Below are 18,432 nucleotides of genomic sequence, written 5' to 3'. Positions count from 1 at the left end.
GGTAGATTCATGTTTACGCAACCTGTCTATGTATTATCTGATTCAGTAGGGGAAACTGCTGAGTTAGTTATTAAAGCAGGCTTGAGTCAATTTAATGATGGAACCTATAAGATACAGCGCATTCCATATGTCGAAGATAAAGAAACGATTGATGATGCACTACAGCTTGCTAATGAAAACAACGGTCTAATTGGCTTTACACTTGTCGATCCAAGTCTTCGAAACTATGTAAATGAACGTGCAAAACAATTGAATATGGAAGCAATTGACATTATGGGACCAATGTTAAAAGCAATGGAACGTGTGTTTAATCGATCTCCGAGAATGGAAGCAGGGTTGGTTCATAAACTGGACGAAGATTATTTTAAACGTGTAGAAGCAATCGAATTTGCTGTGAAATACGACGACGGGCGGGATTCAAGAGGAATTTCCAGAGCTGATATTGTTTTAATTGGAGTTTCAAGAACTTCGAAAACACCCTTATCTCAATATTTAGCACATAAGCGTTTAAAAGTTGCAAATGTGCCCATTGTGCCAGAAGTGGATCCTCCTGAAGAATTATTTGACGTTGACCCAAGCAAATGCATTGGATTACGAATAAGCCCAGCAAAACTAAATGAAATTCGTAAAGAAAGGTTAAAAGCGTTGGGATTAGGTGATCAAGCGACATATGCTAACATGGAAAGAATCTATAAAGAGCTTGATTATTTTGATGCTATAGTTAAAAAAATAGGCTGTCATGTAATTGATGTTTCAAATAAAGCAGTAGAGGAAACAGCAAATAGTATCCGACAAATCATTAAAAAATAGTAGTTTTTAAGAGATAACTTCATAAAAAACATTCTATATCTAGTGTGTAGAATGTTTTTTCATGGTTAGGAATCAACACTGCTGGCAATAATATAAAACTAGAAACGATTTAATAGCTTTTTATAAAAAAGTATATTATAATGAGTCTTTGTGTAATGATATAACATACGTATCGTTTATAATGTATGTTTATGTAAAGAAACCTTATCTTTGAAGAAGGATTTTGTAAGACTTATGTAGAAGTATGTATTGGAAAGACAGATAACAATTAGCGTCTACAAGTCGTTTCTTATTGGTAGCTAGTTTTCAAAGTTTAGGAGAGCTAGTGATATGAGTGTCCTTCACAGATGATGTTTACACATGAAGAAGGAATTTTTTTCGGCTTTTTTAAAAAATATTGTCGAAAAATGAAGGATTTTTTTAATGAAAGACGAATATTAATTAGCATGGTGATTTTATGTCCAATCAAATTCCTGAAGAAGTGATCGAAGAAATTCGTAAAGCTAATGATATTGTAGACATTATTGGGGATTATATTCAGTTAAAAAAACAAGGAAGAAATTATTTTGGTCTTTGTCCTTTTCATGGAGAGAAAACACCATCATTTTCAGTGACCCAAGAAAAGCAAATATTTCATTGTTTTGGCTGTGGTAAGGGTGGAAATGTAGTTACATTTCTGATGGAAATGGAGAATTATTCATTTTTTGAAGCACTGCAGCATCTTGCGGATAGAAGTGGAATCCAACTACCTGAGACAAATTCAAAAACGACTGAAAGTTCATTGTCTCAAGAGAATCAGGATATATTGTCCGCGCATGAATGGTTAGCAAAGCTTTATCATCATCTTCTTCGTTATACAAAGGATGGAAAAGAAGGATATGGTTATTTACAAGACCGGGGTGTAAAGGATGAATCAATCGATGCGTTTCAACTCGGTTTTGCTCCTAATGTAAAGGACTTTACCGCTGAATTCTTAAAGAAAAAAGGATTTCATCAGCAATTATTAGTAAAAGCTGGTTTGATCAATTTACGGGAAGACGGTCAAATTAGTGACAGGTTCAGAGGAAGAATTATATTTCCTATTCGAAACCATTTGGGTAAAACTGTTGCCTTCGGTGGCCGAGCTACTATCGGGGATAGTAAGCCAAAGTATATTAATAGTCCAGAAAGTGAGTTGTTCCATAAAGGAAAACTTCTTTATAATTTTGATCTAGCCAAAAAGCACATCCGTAAGAAAAATGAAGCTATTCTTTTTGAAGGGCAAATGGATATTATCGCTGCTTATCAAGCGGGTATTCGAAATGTTATTGCAACATTAGGTACTGCATTAACTGAATATCAGGCGAAACTTCTCAAGCGTTATGTTAATACCGTAATTCTGTGTTATGACGGAGATCGAGCTGGCTTAGATGCTGCATATAAAGCAGCTGTTTTATTAAGACAATCTGGCTGTGAAGTAAAAATAGCACATCTGGAAAATAACATAGATCCTGACAGTTTTATTCAGACTTATGGAGGAGATGCATTTGAGAAGGAAGTAATAAAAGCAAGTGATACATTTATGAGTTTCTATATGCGATTTTTGAAGAAAGATTTTAATTTAAATCATGAAGGAGATCGCATAAACTATATAGAAAAAGTATTAAAGCAACTCGCAATGATTGATAGTCCCATTGAACGGGAATATTATGTGAAAGAATTAAGTAAAGAATATGGTATATCCATTGATACGTTAACAAATGAAATTTCAGGTTATCGCGAAAAGTTTGGCACAAATAAGGATAATCACCAAAAGAACAGATATACTAGTAATACGGTATGGAATGTTCGGAAATCGAAGTTGCTCCCAGCTTTTCAAAATGCAGAGAGACAATTAATTTCCTATATGCTCCAAAACGTGAGAATCACTGAAAAAATTCAAGACGAAATTGGAGCAGGATTTAATATAGATTCCCATAAAATCATTGCAACTCATTTATACGCATTTTACGAAGAAGGAAATGAAGCAGATGTCAGTTTATTTCTAGAAAGGATTACTGATTCGGAATTACAGCAACAAATTACGGAAATAGCTATGTTACCAGTACAAGAGGATATCAGTGATCAGGAATTGAATGACTATATTCGAATTATCCGGACTAAAAATAGTGATATGGATACAATTAAATCGTTGAAAGATCAGCAAAAAATGGCTGAACAACAACAGGACCCAATAAAAGCAGCGCAAATAGCAATGCAAATTATTGAAATAAATAAGCAACTAAAACATCCGAAATGATTTTTTATGCAGTATGGAAGGAGGGGGACTCATGGCCGATAACAAGCCTTCACAAACAAAAGAAAATGAATCTGAACTAACCTTAGAACAAGCCAAAGACCAGTTATTAGAAATGGGTAAAAAACGAGGTGTTTTGGCATATGAAGAAATAGCAGATCGTTTGTCTAATTTTACGCTTGAATCAGACCAAATGGACGAATTTTATGAGTACCTAGCAGATCAAGGTGTTGAAGTAATAGGAGAATCCGAAGAGGATCCTAGTATGCAACAAATTGCAAAAGAGGAAGAATTTAACCTGAATGACCTTAGCGTACCATTGGGAATCAAGATAAATGACCCAGTACGTATGTATTTAAAAGAAATTGGCCGGGTTGATTTATTATCTGCTGCTGAAGAGATCGATTTAGCAACACGAATCGAAAAAGGTGATGAAGAAGCGAAACGCCGCCTTTCTGAAGCAAACTTACGTTTAGTTGTGAGTATTGCAAAGCGGTATGTGGGCAGAGGTATGTTATTCCTAGATCTTATCCAAGAAGGAAATATGGGATTAATTAAAGCAGTAGAAAAGTTTGATTACCGAAAAGGATTCAAGTTTAGTACCTATGCAACTTGGTGGATAAGACAGGCAATTACAAGAGCGATAGCTGACCAAGCAAGAACAATAAGAATTCCCGTACACATGGTAGAAACGATTAATAAATTAATTCGTGTTCAAAGACAATTGCTGCAAGACCTAGGTAGAGAACCTACTCCAGAAGAAATTGGAGAAGAAATGGAACTAGCGCCAGATAAAGTTCGTGACATACTCAAAATTGCACAAGAACCAGTATCTCTAGAAACTCCAATCGGAGAAGAAGATGACTCTCACTTAGGTGATTTTATTGAAGACCAAGAAGCGGTCTCTCCATCTGATCATGCGGCTTATGAATTACTAAAAGAACAATTAGAAGATGTTCTTGATACGTTAACAGATCGTGAAGAAAATGTACTACGCTTGCGATTTGGTCTAGATGACGGTCGTACTAGAACATTAGAAGAAGTTGGTAAAGTGTTCGGTGTAACAAGAGAAAGAATCCGTCAAATAGAAGCGAAGGCACTTCGCAAACTAAGACATCCGAGTAGAAGCAAACGTTTGAAAGATTTTCTTGATTAATTCATGTCATTGGACAATGCTCGTCATTGTCCAATGATTTTCCTTTTAATAATCATCATCCTAATTTATTTTTGTTAACGTTTTCAATTTCTTGTTTTCATTTTACGCAATTTCAGACTATTTTGCAACTTGTATTTTAATGCTGATCATATATGTATGGATTATGATCAAGACGGCAAGGCTTCCTTAATGTATCGTATTATTTAGAAGTTGCTATTTTTCATCTATTATGTCTATAGATTTAAATAGTTTTAATAAATTTTCATGTGTAAACACTTTAAAGAAAGCAGTTTTTCAAGTAAAATAAATATAGTCTTTTACAGTTAATAACGAAATGGGGATTACATAAGGAGGAAACGTAATGAAAAGAAACCCTGTTATCCCATATGCAATCATTGCTTTAGTAGGGATACTTGGCGTAATTATTCTATCATTTGTAGGATTAGATCAACGTAATGACATGCAACAAGCGGAAGAAGGTGGCGGTGAACAAGCCGAGTCTCAAGAAGGTGAGACAACCGATGATCCGGCAGCAATATTTGAATCGAATTGTGCAAGCTGCCATGGGGCAGATCTATCTGGAGGTATGGGACCAGATTTGACACAAGTTGGTAGTAGATTGTCTCAAGAAGAGATTCAAGATGTAATTATTAATGGTAAAGGACAAATGCCTGCTGGTATGGCCAATGAAGCCGAGGCTGAAGTATTGGCTAAATGGCTGGCAGAGAAAAAGTAATTAAACGTGATGAAATAGGTGAAAAGCGAAGCTTTCTGCTAATAAACAGAAAGCTTTTCTTTATATAAGAACATAACGAATAAATAGAGGAATGTGGAGGAAATAATGGCAGATGTAAAGCTTTCAAAACGATTAAAACGAGTAGCCTCTTTCTTACCTAAAGGGGCTGTATTTGCTGACATTGGTTCGGATCATGCGTATTTACCTTGCTATGTTTGTAAAAATGATCAAACAGCGAAGGCAATAGCAGGTGAGGTTAATGAAGGTCCATATAGGAGTGCGGTAGAAACGGTAAAGAGTCACAATCTTGAAGATCAGATTGATGTTCGATTAGGAAATGGTCTTCATGTATTATATCATCAAGAAGCTAGACAAGTGGTTATTGCTGGTATGGGTGGTTCATTAATCAAGAGTATATTGAATGAAGGAAAGGATAAATTGGAAATTACCGACCAAATTATTGCTCAACCAAATGTCGATGCTCGTGCAGTTCGTATATGGTTAATTACCAATGGATATACAATTACAGATGAAGATTTAGTTGAAGAAAATGGACATTTTTATGAAATTATCAAATCAGAATGGAATGCCAATCCTTCTACACCTGCAACATTGGATGAACAACAATTATTATTCGGACCAATTCTCCTTCTCAAGAAACCTTATGCGTTTTATAAAAAATGGAAGGCCGAAGCAAAAAAATTAGAGCGTGTTATTCAGCAAATGAAACAAGCAAAGCAATCGGATCAATTAAAGATAAATCAATTCTTACAAGAGAAAAAATGGATTGCGGAGGTTACAAATGAAACAAATTCAATTGACAAATCGTGATATTTTTAAAGTAATGGAGGCACTTGCCCCTACCTATCTTGCCTATGATTGGGATAATGTTGGGTTACAAGTTGGAGCTTACAATAAACCTGTTAGCAAAATTATGATTACATTGGATGTTTTAGAAAATGTCGTTGACGAAGCAATTGAAAAACATGTTGATTTAATTATTGCTCACCATCCATTACTATTCAAACCATTGCGGCAGTTAAATATGGATACACCTTCAGGCAAAATCATGCAAAAATTAGTGAACCATGGTATAACTGTATATGCATCCCATACAAATTTAGACGCAGCAATTGGAGGGGTAAATGATCAACTCGCTGATGCCATTGGTTTAACGTCTAGTCGTGTATTAGTAGATGAACAATCGAAGAGCCTAGTTAAATTGGCTGTTTATGTACCAATATCCCATATCGATCAAGTCAGAGAAGCGATAAGCAAGGCGGGAGCTGGGCATATTGGCAATTATAGTCATTGTACGTTTCACAGTCATGGTCAAGGTACTTTTAAACCGCTCGAAGGTACAAATCCTTTTATCGGAAATACGAATCAACTTGAAAAAGTAGAAGAGGCTAAATTAGAGACGATTGTAGAAGAGCATAAATTATCTTCTGTGCTTGAGCAAATGATAGATGCACATCCATATGAAGAGGTGGCTTATGATATATACCCATTAGGAAATAAAGGAGAGGCTATGGGACTTGGACGTGTTGGTCATCTCGAAGAAAAGATGGTGTTAAGGGATTTTGTAGAAAAAGTGAAATCCGCGTTTCAAATGGAAAATGTTCGCGTAACTGGAAATTTAGATAAAAAGGTAAAAACAATTGCTATTCTTGGTGGAAGTGGCGAAAAATATATTCATCAGGCTAAATTAAAAGGAGCAGATGTTTATATAACTGGGGATATGACGTTTCATATAGCACAAGATGCATGGCAAATCGGATTGGCAGTTATTGATTCGGGTCATTATGCAGAAAAAATAATGAAAGATGCTGTTAAAAATTATTTGAATGACAGGTTTAAAGATATGGGGATTGAAGTAATAACTTCAACAACGAATACAGATCCATTTCAGTTTATGTAAGTAGAAAAGGAGTACGAAAATGAATAAAGATGATTTTAAGGAATTTAAACTTCAACCAATAATGGAATCAGTTATTGAAAAGTTGGAATTCCAAACACCTACTGAAGTGCAAAGAAAGGTTATTCCAGCAATATTAGAAGGAAAGAGTGTAATTGGTCAATCGCGAACAGGTTCTGGTAAAACACATGCTTTTTTACTTCCATTAATGAATCAGATTAGCGATGACAAAAGTGAGGTGCAATTGGTTATAACAGCGCCCACAAGGGAGTTAGCCACACAGTTATTTGATGAGGTCAAAAAGATAATTACGTATGCCGAAAAGCAATGGAAGGCTAAGTTGCTAATTGGTGGTACAGATAAGCAAAAGATGATGGAAAAATTAAAAGAACCGCCTCATATTATTGTTGGCACCCCTGGGCGAATTCTTGATATGGTAAAAGAAGAAGCTCTTTCCATTTACTCTGCTAACTCATTTGTTATCGATGAAGCAGATTTGATGCTTGATTTAGGATTTATCAATGAAGTCGACCAATTATTAGTGCGCTCTCATCCATCTGTTCAATTACTTGTTTTTTCAGCTACCATTCCACAGCGATTACAGCATTTTTTCAAAAAGTATTTAGAACATCCGGTATATGTAAAAATAGAGGATCATTTCTCGCCTGAAACAATGGAACATCGATTAATTGCTTTAAAACATCGGGACGAGGCTTCGATTATATATGAAATATCGAAGGCCATAAATCCTTACTTGGCCATTATCTTTACCAATGGCAAAGAGCAGGCAAACGAATTATCCGCTGTGCTACAGGAAAAAGGCATACCTAATGGTCTTATCCATGGTGGCTTGTCCCCGCGCGAAAGGAAACGTATGTTAAAGGAGATTCAAAATCTCCGTTATCAATATATTGTTGCAACCGATTTGGCTTCTCGAGGGATAGATATCAAAGGTGTGAGTCATGTTATCAATGCTCAATTGCCTAAAGAAGCAGATTTTTATATTCATCGTGTTGGCAGGACTGCTAGAGCCGGAATGGAAGGTACTGCTATAAGCATATACCGAGAGCAAGATGAATTACTTATTAATAGACTCGAGCAAAAAGGCTTACCTATTATGTATACAGACGTACGTAATGGGACGTGGCATGAAGCGAAGCCTTGGAACCAACGCACTGTCCGAGGAAGAAATGCTACCAATGCTGATAAAGAAGCGTGGAAACGTGTGAAAAAGACAACGAAGGTTAAACCAGGTTATAAGAAAAAAATGAAGAAGCAGCAAGAAGCAATTAAAAAACAATTAAAAAAGAAAAAATATAAAAAATAATTGATATACTGGAGAGGTGATTAGGCATGGTAAAGATCGGATCTCATGTTTCAATGAGTGGTAAAAAAATGCTGCAGGGTTCATCGGAGGAAGCTGCTTCCTATGGTGCAAATACATTCATGATTTATACAGGGGCTCCTCAAAATACACGGAGAAAGCCAATTGAAGAATTAAATATTGAGCGTGGTATAGAACATATGAGGGAAAATGGTATTGGCGATATTGTTGTCCATGCGCCCTATATAATAAATATTGGCAATACAGTTAAACCTGAAACCTTTGAACTTGGGGTTAATTTTTTACGGAATGAAATTGACCGGACAGCTGCAATTGGTGCTAAACAAATCGTGTTGCATCCAGGATCACATGTAGGAGAAGGTGCCGATAAAGGGATTAAGCGAATTATTGAAGGCCTAAATGAAGTACTAGAGAAAGATAAAGATGTACAAATTGCCTTAGAAACAATGGCTGGTAAAGGTTCAGAAATTGGAAGAACATTTGACGAACTGGCAAAAATAATTGATGGCGTAACGCATAACGAAAAATTATCTGTATGCATGGATACGTGTCATATTCATGATGGTGGCTATAATATTGTAAATGATTTTGATGGCGTACTTGATCAATTTGATAAAATAGTTGGAATTGATCGTATTAAAGTGGTTCACGTAAATGATAGCAAAAATGAAATAGGTGCACATAAAGATCGTCATGAAAACATTGGTTTTGGTCATATCGGATTTGAAGCACTTTTATACGTGATTAATCATCCTCAATTAGAACCGTTGCCAAAAATATTAGAAACTCCATATGTCGGAGAAGATAAAAAAAATAAAAAGGCACCTTACAAATTTGAAATTGACATGATTAAAAAAGGTGATTTCGATTCAGATTTGAAAGAAAAAATCATTCAAGGGGAAAAATAAGTACAAAAAGAAGGAATAATACGAGTATTTCGTATTATTCCTATTCAAAAAGATGACTTAGTCCATAGGATTGAATGAGTTCATTAAAAAGTTTTTGCGCTTTTTTGGCTGTCTGAATATCAGTGATTTTTGCTAATTCCCTTAACATTTTTTCCCTGCCATTTGCCGAAAAAGGATCCACGTTGTTTTGTTTCACATACATGACAATTTGCTGCGCTTCCCTGGCATCTAATGAAAAACCGTATTGTCCTGCATAGTGTAAAAGCTCATCTGCAGATAATTGTGAGAGCTTTTTTTGAATCATTTCCTTAAGAAAATTGGACATGTATTCACTTACTCCCTTTTTAAGTATTGTAATGTACTATATGCAGCAAAGCAGAAAAAATAATCTTGTCTGAGGTAAACTTTTCCCTTCCATTAACTTACACCATTAAAAATGATGAAATTCCATAAGCTAAAGATGCACCTCAATATAAGAAAAGGGAGGTCTCTTTCATGAATCAATATCCAGGTCGCAATGGAATGAAAGATGTTGAAAAAGCACCGAATCATGGTGAACAAAGAAAAAATCAAGATTTTGTTGGGGTTGAGCCAGATAGTTCCCGTGACGAGGAATTCGCTGCTGAAATGACAGCAGATAATTATGAGCCCGATGTAGCAGGGGACGATGATGTAAATACAACATTTGGCTGGATAGGGATTGCTTTATCCGTTATTTCTTTCTTTATTTGGCCAGTAATATTTGGAGCTGCAGGGATCATTCTTGGCTTTATGTCCCGTAGCCGAGGAGCAGACACATTAGGAAATATAGCGATAGCAGCAGGGGCAATTTCTATATTAATTACCTTGTTTGTATTACCTTTCGTCTAGAAAAGGGGCTGTCATCAGCCCCTTTTTTTATTCATAGGCAGGGAAATAGTAATATTTTCCAACTTCGAGACGGAATGGATCAGTATGGGGATTAACGGTTTGAAAATCCTGGATGATTTTCTCTATATTTAAGTGATTCAACTTTGATTGGTTAATCTCCTCCATTATTGAAAGGACAGTCTCACCCGCTTGGACTTTTTTCGTTATGACATGGTATGATGAGAATATCGGCTGCTCTTTCTGCTGCTTTAATTGCGGGCCATCGTTTGTTATTGAAATATTAGAAATATCTTTATAAATAATGGATAACATCAGTATAATAAGTAACCATATAGCTAATTTCTTCAATATATACATAAGATCTACTCCTTATAATGAAACAATTCTCCGTTGTAAAACGTATATATTAGGGAGAAGGTGAGAGGGGGAAATTCTTTGGCGCTTTTAGAAATGGATTGGATAGGGCTTGTTATAACCGGATTTGCAACATTATTTTTAATTGGTGAAGTTTTGGTTAATATGCGTGGATTATTCGCTTTATTAGGTATCGGATTTATTACCGTGTACTTTGGTGCATATGTTGAAACAAGCTCGATTATTATTATGGTTATTATTTATTTTATCGGATTATTACTTATTGTTATCGATGGCAAACTATTAAATGATGGTACTTTAGCTACGATAGGTTTAGCCAGCATGTTAACAGCTGTAGCACTACCTGCACCGAATTTAGCAGCTGGTTTGTATGCTGTCTTAGGTGTATTAGTTGGGACTGGTGCTTCCTTCTTATTCTTAAAAGTATTTAAACGTAGAGACATGTGGAATAAAATTACCCTAAAAGATCAATTAACAAAGGAAGCAGGATATAATTCATTAAATAGCACATATGAAGCATTAGTTAATCAAGAAGGTGTTACGTTAACAGATTTACGCCCTGTTGGGACAATTCGCATAGCCGAAAAAGATTATAGCGCGGTTTCGAATGGGCAGTGGCTTCCCAAAAACACAACAATTAGAGTCGTTCAAGTTGATGGAACAAAAATCCTTGTTGAACCAAAAAATAGCTAATGCTTTCATGTGTAAAGATAATCGAAGTGAATTCGATTATCTTTTTGTTTGTTCTTTATCCTATCTGGAATGATTAAAATCAGCTCGTACATAATAAGTGTGACTCGAATGTAAATTTAATGTTAAATATACTCGATAAACCTTTACAAAAAGTTTATGTATACTTAATATTGATATGGTGCGACATGATTCAACATGAATGAAGGGTAGGTATATATTTTGGAAATTGATGTGCAAACACTGATATTTGAATTTATAGGTGGACTAGGGATCTTTCTTCTAGGTATTAAATATATGGGTGAAGGTCTACAAAAGTCAGCCGGAGATCGTCTTAGAAATATCTTAGATCGATTTACGAGCAACCCATTTATGGGAGTACTTGCTGGGATTATTGTAACGATATTGATTCAAAGTAGTTCCGGGACAACTGTTTTAACCGTTGGACTTGTTAACGCAGGCTTTATGACGTTGAGACAAGCTATCGGTGTCATTATGGGTGCTAACATTGGAACAACGGTTACTGCATTTATTATAGGTATTGATATTGGGGAGTATGCTCTACCAATTATCGCAGTTGGGTGTTTCCTATTATTTTTCTTTAAAAATCAGAAAGTTAGTGCTGTTGGACAAGGTGTATTTGGCTTTGGTGCTTTATTTTTCGGACTTGAATTAATGAGTAGCGGAATGGAGCCATTACGTAGTTTAGAGGCTTTCCATGAACTTACGGTAAGCATGAGTGATAATCCTGTACTAGGTGTTGTTATCGGTACAGTATTTACAGTTATTGTTCAGAGCTCTAGTGCAACAATTGGAATCTTGCAAGGTTTGTTTGCGCAAGGTGCTATTGATCTACAAGCAGCTGTGCCTGTATTATTTGGTGATAATATTGGTACTACCATTACTGCTGTTTTAGCATCAATCGGTGCAACAGTTGCTGCAAAACGAGCAGCATATACGCACGTTATTTTTAACTTAATAGGTGCAACGATCGGGTTGCTATTACTAGGATTATTCTCACAATTTGTTGAATTTTTACAAGGACAGTTTAATTTAAATCCAGAAATGACGATCGCCTTTGCACACGGAAGCTTTAATATTACAAATACAATTATTCAATTTCCATTCATCGGTGCTTTTGCATGGTTAGTAACAAAAATAATCCCAGGCGAAGATACCGTAGTAGAATATAAACCACAACACTTAGATCCGATATTTATCCAGCAATCTTCGTCCCTAGCTTTAGATCAAGCTAAATCTGAAGTTATTCGCATGGGTGAGTATGCGTACAAGGGTCTTGAAGAAACAAATAAATATCTTAATACACAAACATCAAAACATTCGGAGATGGCATTACAGATAGAAGGTGCTTTAAATAGCCTTGATCGAAAAATTACGGATTATTTAGTAGAGCTTTCAGCTGAGTCACTTTCCGAACAAGATAGTGCCAAACATTCAGCATTATTAGATTCGGTTCGAGATATAGAACGAATTGGGGATCATTTTGAGAATATTGTAGAATTAATTGATTATAAAATGTCGAATAAGGTACATTTAACGGACAAAGCTCACGAAGATCTAAATGAAATGTTCGAGTTAACTATTTCAACCGTAAAACAAGCTGTAAAATCACTTCAGGATATGGATAGAGAAGAGGCGCTTGCGGTAATCCAGAAAGAAGATCAAATTGATAAAATGGAACGTAATTTCCGTAAGAAGCATATTATTCGTATGAATGAAGGCAAATGCACGGGATCAGCAGGTATCGTTTTTGTCGATATTATAAGTAATTTAGAACGAATCGGTGACCATGCTGTAAATATTGCTGAAGAAGTATTGGGTGAATAGATAAACAGGCAGAGGATCTTTTATGATCTTATGATCCGGATTTGCCTCCAGGCTGTCGAGACTAATGTCTCGACAGCCTTCTTATTTATGTATAACAAAATCACTGTTTATTTACTTTACGCTGAAGGTATCTTGTATTAAAGATGTCAGACAAATAAGGAAAGCCGATACATAGCTCCACCAGCCGAACTTCTTATTTGTTGAGAGAAAAGAGGAATGGTATTATTTAGGAATAAATAAGTTAATGAAATATGGAGGTGATTTAAAATAAAAATTTTCTAAATTTAAATTTTGTATTGAAATCCTAAATAGAAGATGCTATAGTAAATATTGTCGTTTTAACAACGGCATTTACATAATATATCGAATGCATGAAATAAAAAAAACATTGACAGAAGATGTAGAACATGGTAAATTATATCTTGTCGCTATAATTACTAGATAGTTGATATAACAATATTCCACAGTAGCTCAGTGGTAGAGCTATCGGCTGTTAACCGATCGGTCGTAGGTTCGAATCCTACCTGTGGAGCCATTGTGGCGGTGTAGCTCAGCTGGCGAGAGCGTACGGTTCATACCCGTGAGGTCGGGGGTTCGATCCCCTCCGCCGCCACCATTATTTATAAACTATCGTATGGCGGTCGTGGCGAAGTGGTTAACGCACCGGATTGTGGCTCCGGCATCCGTGGGTTCGATCCCCACCGGTCGCCCCATTTAAAAATGAATAGTAGCAAAGGACCCTTAGCTCAGTTGGTCAGAGCTATCGGCTCATAACCGATCGGTCGCAGGTTCGAGTCCTGCAGGGTCCACCATTCATTCTTATCGGAGGTATACCCAAGTCTGGCTGAAGGGAGCGGTCTTGAAAACCGCCAGGGGTGTAACAGCCCGCGGGGGTTCGAATCCCTCTACCTCCTCCATACATAATTACTAGCAAAACAGTGATAATGAAAATTCAAAATTTAGTAAAGGCTCGGTAGCTCAGTCGGTAGAGCAAGGGACTGAAAATCCCTGTGTCGGCGGTTCGATTCCGTCCCGAGCCACCATTTTATAACAAGCAACTGGCTTGTTTTTTTATTTGTCGAATAGTTGGTAATAAATGCATATAATTTGCATCGATAGAGGAGCTTTGATACCCTTGCATTAAAAGGGTGAATATTCAATCCTTTTTAATAAAAAGATTTATTAGAGGAGGAAGGAAAAATGGCAAAATTTGAATTACCTGAACTACCATACGCTTACGATGCACTAGAACCTACAATTGACAAAGAAACCATGAACATTCACCATACAAAGCATCATAATACGTATGTAACGAAATTAAATGGTGCTTTGGAAGGACATGCAGACCTTCAAAATAAATCGTTAGAGGATCTAATAAGTAATTTAGATGCTGTACCAGAAAGTTCACGTACTGCAGTACGTAATAATGGTGGGGGACATGCAAACCACAGCCTTTTCTGGAAAATCTTATCTCCAAATGGTGGCGGTGAACCAACAGGAGAACTTGCTGAGAAAATTGATACTAAATTTGGCAGTTTTGATAAGTTTAAAGAGGAATTCGGAAATGCTGCAACAGGACGGTTCGGTTCTGGTTGGGCATGGCTAGTATTAAATAATGGCGACTTAGAAATTATGAGTACGCCAAATCAAGACTCTCCATTAATGGAAGGAAAAACGCCTATTTTAGGTCTTGATGTTTGGGAACATGCTTACTACCTAAAATATCAAAATAAACGTCCAGACTATGTTTCCGCTTTCTGGAATGTAGTTAATTGGGATCAGGTAGCAAAAAATTATAACGAAGCTAAATAATATATTTCAGTGAGATAAAGGCATGTGAAGGTTTTCTTCACATGCTTTTTTGTGTTTTGTTTGAGCTTCTTTGCATATCCTCCACTCATTTGCTCACACTAATAAGGAACGAAAAAGGAGTATGGATTATGCGAAAAAGTCTTTCATTGAACCAAGCAAAAATGGATATTAATAAAGATCTCATATTTTTACTTGTAATAGGTGGTTTATATTCATTAGGAATATTCTTATCAAATACATTTGTTAATGTTTATTTATGGAAGCAATCGGAAGATTTCACGACGATTGCTGTTTATAATTTAGCTATATATATATTTCAACCGCTAACGTTTATTCTCGCCGGCAAGTTAGCGAAGAGAGTGGATCGGGTTATTGTCTTACGTTTAGGGGTAATTTTTTTATCTCTCTTTTTTTTGAGCGTATTAATTATTGCAGATAAGGCATCTTATTTTAACTTTATGCTAGGGAGCTTATTGGGAATAGGATATGGTTTTTATTGGCTTGCGTTTAATGTGCTTACCTTTGAAATTACAGAACCAGATACAAGAGATTTCTTTAATGGGTTTTTAGGTGTGTTACAATCTTTCGGCGGTATGATAGGTCCATTGTTAGCTGGGACCATCATTGCAAAAATGGAAGCAAATATTGGTTATACTGTTATTTTCACTATCTCATTTATCATGTTTATTTGTGCAGTTATTTGTAGTTTCTTTTTAGCAAGTCGAAAAGCAGAGGGGGGCTTTTATTTCCGTAGCGTTTTAGCCGAACGTTCAAATAATAAAAACTGGAACCGAATACTAAATGCACATATATTTCAGGGTCTAAGGGAAGGAATATTTGCCTTTGTTATCTCCATTTGGGTGTTTTTAATTACAAATAGTGAGTTTTCACTGGGAATGTTCAATTTAGTGTTTTCTGGGATGTCTCTTATTTTTTATTTTATTGGAACCAAGGTTATAAAACCTACCATGCGAAAAAAATCTATTCTAATTGGAAGTTTAATTCTTTATTTTTCCATTGCTATCATTTTATTCGAGATTAGTTATATCCAACTGATCATTTACGCAGTTTGTATTGGACTAGCTTATCCAATCATTACGATTCCTTATGTATCTTTAACTTATGATGTAATTGGAAAGGCTTGGAAAGCGAGGGACCTACGAGTAGAATATATTGTTGTCCGTGAGTTATTTGTAAATCTGGGTAGAATTATCTCGATTACAACATTTCTGATTGTAACTAGTCTCTTTCCAGCTGAACAATCTATTCCATATTTATTAGCGATCTTTGGCGCTGGACATATCATTATTTATCTTATCGTTAAAAATATTTATTTAGGAAGTGAACCAAAAAAAGAAGTACCAATTAAAGAACAATTAGCTGACGAAAAAAATAGGTAAATGGGTGAAATAATCATAAAAAAAATGGTATAATTATTTTTGGATTACATGCTACAGCAAGATCAATTTCTCATGGGGGAGAGGTAATGAGTAATAAGAAAAGAAAGAAAAAGGCGCAACTTCCCTTTCGAATTAACATACTATTCTTTGTGATTTTTCTAATGTTTACTGTATTAATTTTACAACTTGGTGTTGTACAAATTTTAAATGGAGAAGCTTTTCAAGAAGAAATCGATCGAACAGTAAAGGATACTACCAAAATACCTGTACCACGTGGAAAAGTATATGACAGTAAACACAATGTCGTTGTCGATAATAAACCACAATATTCGATTACATATACTCCAGCTAAAGGGACGCAAGCAGAAGATCGCTTGGAAGTAGCTGAAAAACTAGCTGAGTTTATTTCCATGGATAGCGAAGATTATCTAAAAGGTATTACAGAAAGAAATAAAAAAGAATACTGGTATTTGAAGAACAAGGAAGAGGCGGATAGTCGACTATCTGAAGAAGAGGCTGCAGATTTAGACAACGCAGAGCAATACAACACCATCTTAGAACGAATTACGGAAGAAGAAATAGCTAATTTCTCTAAACAACAACTAGAAGTAATAGCAATAAAGAAAGAGCTAGACAAAGCTTACTCGCTAACGCCACAAATTGTTAAGAATGAGGATGTCACTGCTGAAGAGTATGCTCAGGTTTCGGAGCACTTAGGTGTTTTACCTGGCGTGAATGCAACTACTGACTGGAATCGCGATTACCCATTCGGTGAATCCATCAACAGCTTACTTGGTTCAATTACTACACAAGAGCAAGGAATACCTGCTGAAAAAGAACAATATTACTTAACTAGAGGATATAGTCGAAATGACCGTGTAGGGAAAAGTGGACTGGAAGAATATTATGAAGATGTATTGCGTGGTCGAAAAGAACAAATTCAATACACAACTACAAAGTCAGGTAAGGTTGTTGGGACGGAAACAGTAGTAGAGGGTAGTAGAGGCAAGGATCTCGTACTAACAATTGATATGGAATTCCAGCAAGAAGTGGATAAAATTGTAAGGGAAGAGTTGCAAGCAGCGTATAAACAACACCCTTACGAAAACAAATATTTAACGGATGCACTTGCTGTTGTTCTCGATCCTAATACAGGTGAGCTGCTAGCGGTAAGTGGACAAACAAGGGATGGAAACGAATATTCCAATACGGCTTATAAAGCATTATACGATAGCCACCGTCCTGGATCTGTCGTTAAAGGAGCTACAGTGTTAGCTGGATTAGAATCAGGCGTTATTTCACCAGGACAAACCTTTAATGATTCACCCATTAAGATAAAAGGTACACCACCAAAAAGATCGCATACGAGTGCGATTGGCACGGTGGATGATCAAGCTGCATTAAAACGTTCATCGAACGTATATATGTTTTATATTGCCTTAAAAATGGGTGGAGAGAATCGCTATCCTTTCCCTAATAATGGTAAAGCTTCATTTAATACTGCGGCGTGGCAAGAAATGCGTAATTATTTCCAACAATTTGGCTTAGGGGTTAAAACAGGAATTGATTTTCCTTATGAGGCAATCGGTTATGAAGGTGAATCTATGAATCGTGCCGGGCTTTTAATGGACTTTGCAATTGGCCAGTATGATACGTATACGACCATGCAATTAGCTCAGTACGTTTCGACAATTGCAAATGACGGATACAGAGTCCGTCCTCATTTCTTAAAAGAGATTCGTAACCCAGGAAAATCAGACGAACAATTAGGTAACGTCTATCGAAGTGAAAACACAGAAGTATTAAATCGTGTACAAATGGATCAATCTTATCTCGAACGCGTTCAAGAAGGTTTTCGCCAAGTTTTCCAAGAACAGGGCGGAACTGGATTTAGATATTACGCTAGTAAGGACTATAACCCAGCTGGTAAAACCGGAACAGCTGAGAATGCAATATATGAAAATGGCAAAGAAGTTGCGGAAACAGAGAACTTGTCATTAATTGGGTATGCACCTTATGAAGAACCGGAGATTGCATTCGCGGTTATTGCGCCAAATACTGGTTTGGGTAATACGTACAAAATTAACCATCAGATTAGTTCAAGAATTATGGATGCATATTTCGATATAAAAGAAGAACGTGATGAAGAAAAAGAAAAACAAAACGATTAAAAAATAGAGAAGCCGTTGAGTATACCTCAACGGCTTTTTATGATGAATTGGTTGGTATCGTTCATGCTATGTTTCCACCTATGTTTCCACGAACAGACTTTTCTGTTTTTTGAAGCGA

The 18,432-nt window shown here is 36.1% G+C and carries 16 protein-coding genes and 6 tRNA genes; 20 read left to right on the top strand and 2 right to left on the bottom strand.

Annotated features, from left to right (window positions below; translation table 11 throughout):
* Positions 1–9 precede the first annotated feature (9 nt).
* The 8 genes from JKP73_RS12005 to JKP73_RS11970 all read left to right on the top strand — a co-directional run bounded on the left by JKP73_RS12005 (position 10) and on the right by JKP73_RS11970 (position 9,148).
* On the top strand, positions 10–810 hold the full coding sequence (locus tag JKP73_RS12005; RefSeq protein WP_021291091.1) for a pyruvate, water dikinase regulatory protein: 801 nt from the start codon (positions 10–12) through the stop codon (positions 808–810).
* Between the two features lie 457 nt (positions 811–1,267).
* A complete protein-coding gene (gene dnaG / locus JKP73_RS12000) occupies positions 1,268–3,088 on the top strand; it encodes a DNA primase (RefSeq protein WP_021291092.1) in 1,821 nt (606 codons plus the stop codon).
* 31 nt (positions 3,089–3,119) lie between these two features.
* Complete coding sequence (gene rpoD / locus JKP73_RS11995; RefSeq protein WP_021291093.1) at positions 3,120–4,241, top strand: RNA polymerase sigma factor RpoD; 1,122 nt, start codon at positions 3,120–3,122, stop codon at positions 4,239–4,241.
* 361 nt (positions 4,242–4,602) lie between these two features.
* Entirely contained in the window at positions 4,603–4,977 is a 375-nt protein-coding gene (gene cccA, locus JKP73_RS11990; protein WP_021291094.1) for a cytochrome c550, read from the top strand.
* A gap of 105 nt (positions 4,978–5,082) precedes the next feature.
* Positions 5,083–5,808 carry a tRNA (adenine(22)-N(1))-methyltransferase gene (locus tag JKP73_RS11985; RefSeq protein ID WP_021291095.1) on the top strand — a complete coding sequence of 242 codons (726 nt, stop codon included), beginning with the start codon at positions 5,083–5,085 and terminating at the stop codon, positions 5,806–5,808.
* On the top strand, positions 5,780–6,898 hold the full coding sequence (locus tag JKP73_RS11980; protein ID WP_200411269.1) for a Nif3-like dinuclear metal center hexameric protein: 1,119 nt from the start codon (positions 5,780–5,782) through the stop codon (positions 6,896–6,898). The genes JKP73_RS11985 and JKP73_RS11980 overlap by 29 nt, the downstream gene beginning before the upstream one ends.
* 19 nt (positions 6,899–6,917) lie before the next feature.
* Positions 6,918–8,222 carry a DEAD/DEAH box helicase gene (locus JKP73_RS11975; RefSeq protein ID WP_021291097.1) on the top strand — a complete coding sequence of 435 codons (1,305 nt, stop codon included), beginning with the start codon at positions 6,918–6,920 and terminating at the stop codon, positions 8,220–8,222.
* Between the two features lie 26 nt (positions 8,223–8,248).
* The gene (locus JKP73_RS11970; protein ID WP_038243748.1) at positions 8,249–9,148 is read left to right on the top strand and encodes a deoxyribonuclease IV; all 900 of its coding nucleotides are present in this window, start codon (positions 8,249–8,251) and stop codon (positions 9,146–9,148) included.
* A gap of 40 nt (positions 9,149–9,188) precedes the next feature.
* Here the strand turns inward: JKP73_RS11970 and JKP73_RS11965 are convergent, their stop codons facing one another.
* Positions 9,189–9,473 carry a DUF2624 domain-containing protein gene (locus JKP73_RS11965; protein ID WP_021291099.1) on the bottom strand — a complete coding sequence of 95 codons (285 nt, stop codon included), beginning with the start codon at positions 9,471–9,473 and terminating at the stop codon, positions 9,189–9,191.
* Between the two features lie 170 nt (positions 9,474–9,643).
* Between JKP73_RS11965 and JKP73_RS11960 the strand changes: the two genes are divergently transcribed.
* Positions 9,644–10,018 carry a hypothetical protein gene (locus JKP73_RS11960; protein WP_021291100.1) on the top strand — a complete coding sequence of 125 codons (375 nt, stop codon included), beginning with the start codon at positions 9,644–9,646 and terminating at the stop codon, positions 10,016–10,018.
* A 27-nt stretch (positions 10,019–10,045) separates the two neighbouring features.
* Here the strand turns inward: JKP73_RS11960 and yqfZ are convergent, their stop codons facing one another.
* Positions 10,046–10,375 (bottom strand): protein YqfZ, encoded by a 330-nt coding sequence (yqfZ, locus tag JKP73_RS11955; protein WP_021291101.1) that lies wholly within the window; start codon positions 10,373–10,375, stop codon positions 10,046–10,048.
* A gap of 78 nt (positions 10,376–10,453) precedes the next feature.
* Between yqfZ and JKP73_RS11950 the strand changes: the two genes are divergently transcribed.
* The 11 genes from JKP73_RS11950 to JKP73_RS11900 all read left to right on the top strand — a co-directional run bounded on the left by JKP73_RS11950 (position 10,454) and on the right by JKP73_RS11900 (position 18,314).
* A complete protein-coding gene (locus tag JKP73_RS11950; protein ID WP_021291102.1) occupies positions 10,454–11,086 on the top strand; it encodes an NfeD family protein in 633 nt (210 codons plus the stop codon).
* Positions 11,087–11,305: 219 nt separating this feature from the next.
* Positions 11,306–12,931, top strand: a complete 1,626-nt coding sequence (locus JKP73_RS11945; RefSeq protein WP_021291103.1) for a Na/Pi cotransporter family protein — start codon at positions 11,306–11,308, stop codon at positions 12,929–12,931.
* 460 nt (positions 12,932–13,391) lie between these two features.
* Positions 13,392–13,466: transfer RNA gene (locus JKP73_RS11940), tRNA-Asn, on the top strand.
* A gap of 4 nt (positions 13,467–13,470) precedes the next feature.
* Positions 13,471–13,547 (top strand) — tRNA-Met (locus tag JKP73_RS11935).
* Positions 13,548–13,568: 21 nt separating this feature from the next.
* Positions 13,569–13,644: transfer RNA gene (locus tag JKP73_RS11930), tRNA-His, on the top strand.
* Positions 13,645–13,666: 22 nt separating this feature from the next.
* Positions 13,667–13,743: transfer RNA gene (locus tag JKP73_RS11925), tRNA-Ile, on the top strand.
* A 12-nt stretch (positions 13,744–13,755) separates the two neighbouring features.
* A tRNA-Ser gene (locus tag JKP73_RS11920) sits at positions 13,756–13,848 on the top strand.
* 50 nt (positions 13,849–13,898) lie between these two features.
* Positions 13,899–13,974, top strand: a tRNA-Phe gene (locus tag JKP73_RS11915).
* A gap of 157 nt (positions 13,975–14,131) precedes the next feature.
* Positions 14,132–14,743 (top strand): superoxide dismutase, encoded by a 612-nt coding sequence (locus JKP73_RS11910; protein WP_021291104.1) that lies wholly within the window; start codon positions 14,132–14,134, stop codon positions 14,741–14,743.
* 128 nt (positions 14,744–14,871) lie between these two features.
* The gene (locus JKP73_RS11905; protein ID WP_200411268.1) at positions 14,872–16,143 is read left to right on the top strand and encodes an MFS transporter; all 1,272 of its coding nucleotides are present in this window, start codon (positions 14,872–14,874) and stop codon (positions 16,141–16,143) included.
* An 86-nt stretch (positions 16,144–16,229) separates the two neighbouring features.
* On the top strand, positions 16,230–18,314 hold the full coding sequence (locus JKP73_RS11900) for a peptidoglycan D,D-transpeptidase FtsI family protein (protein ID WP_021291106.1): 2,085 nt from the start codon (positions 16,230–16,232) through the stop codon (positions 18,312–18,314).
* The last annotated feature ends 118 nt before the right edge of the window (positions 18,315–18,432 follow it).

Origin of the sequence: Virgibacillus salexigens (genome assembly GCF_014905415.1) — a bacterium.
In the GTDB taxonomy this organism is placed as follows: Bacteria; Bacillota; Bacilli; order Bacillales; family Amphibacillaceae; genus Virgibacillus; species Virgibacillus salexigens.
This window is presented reverse-complemented; position numbering and strand designations above follow the sequence as displayed.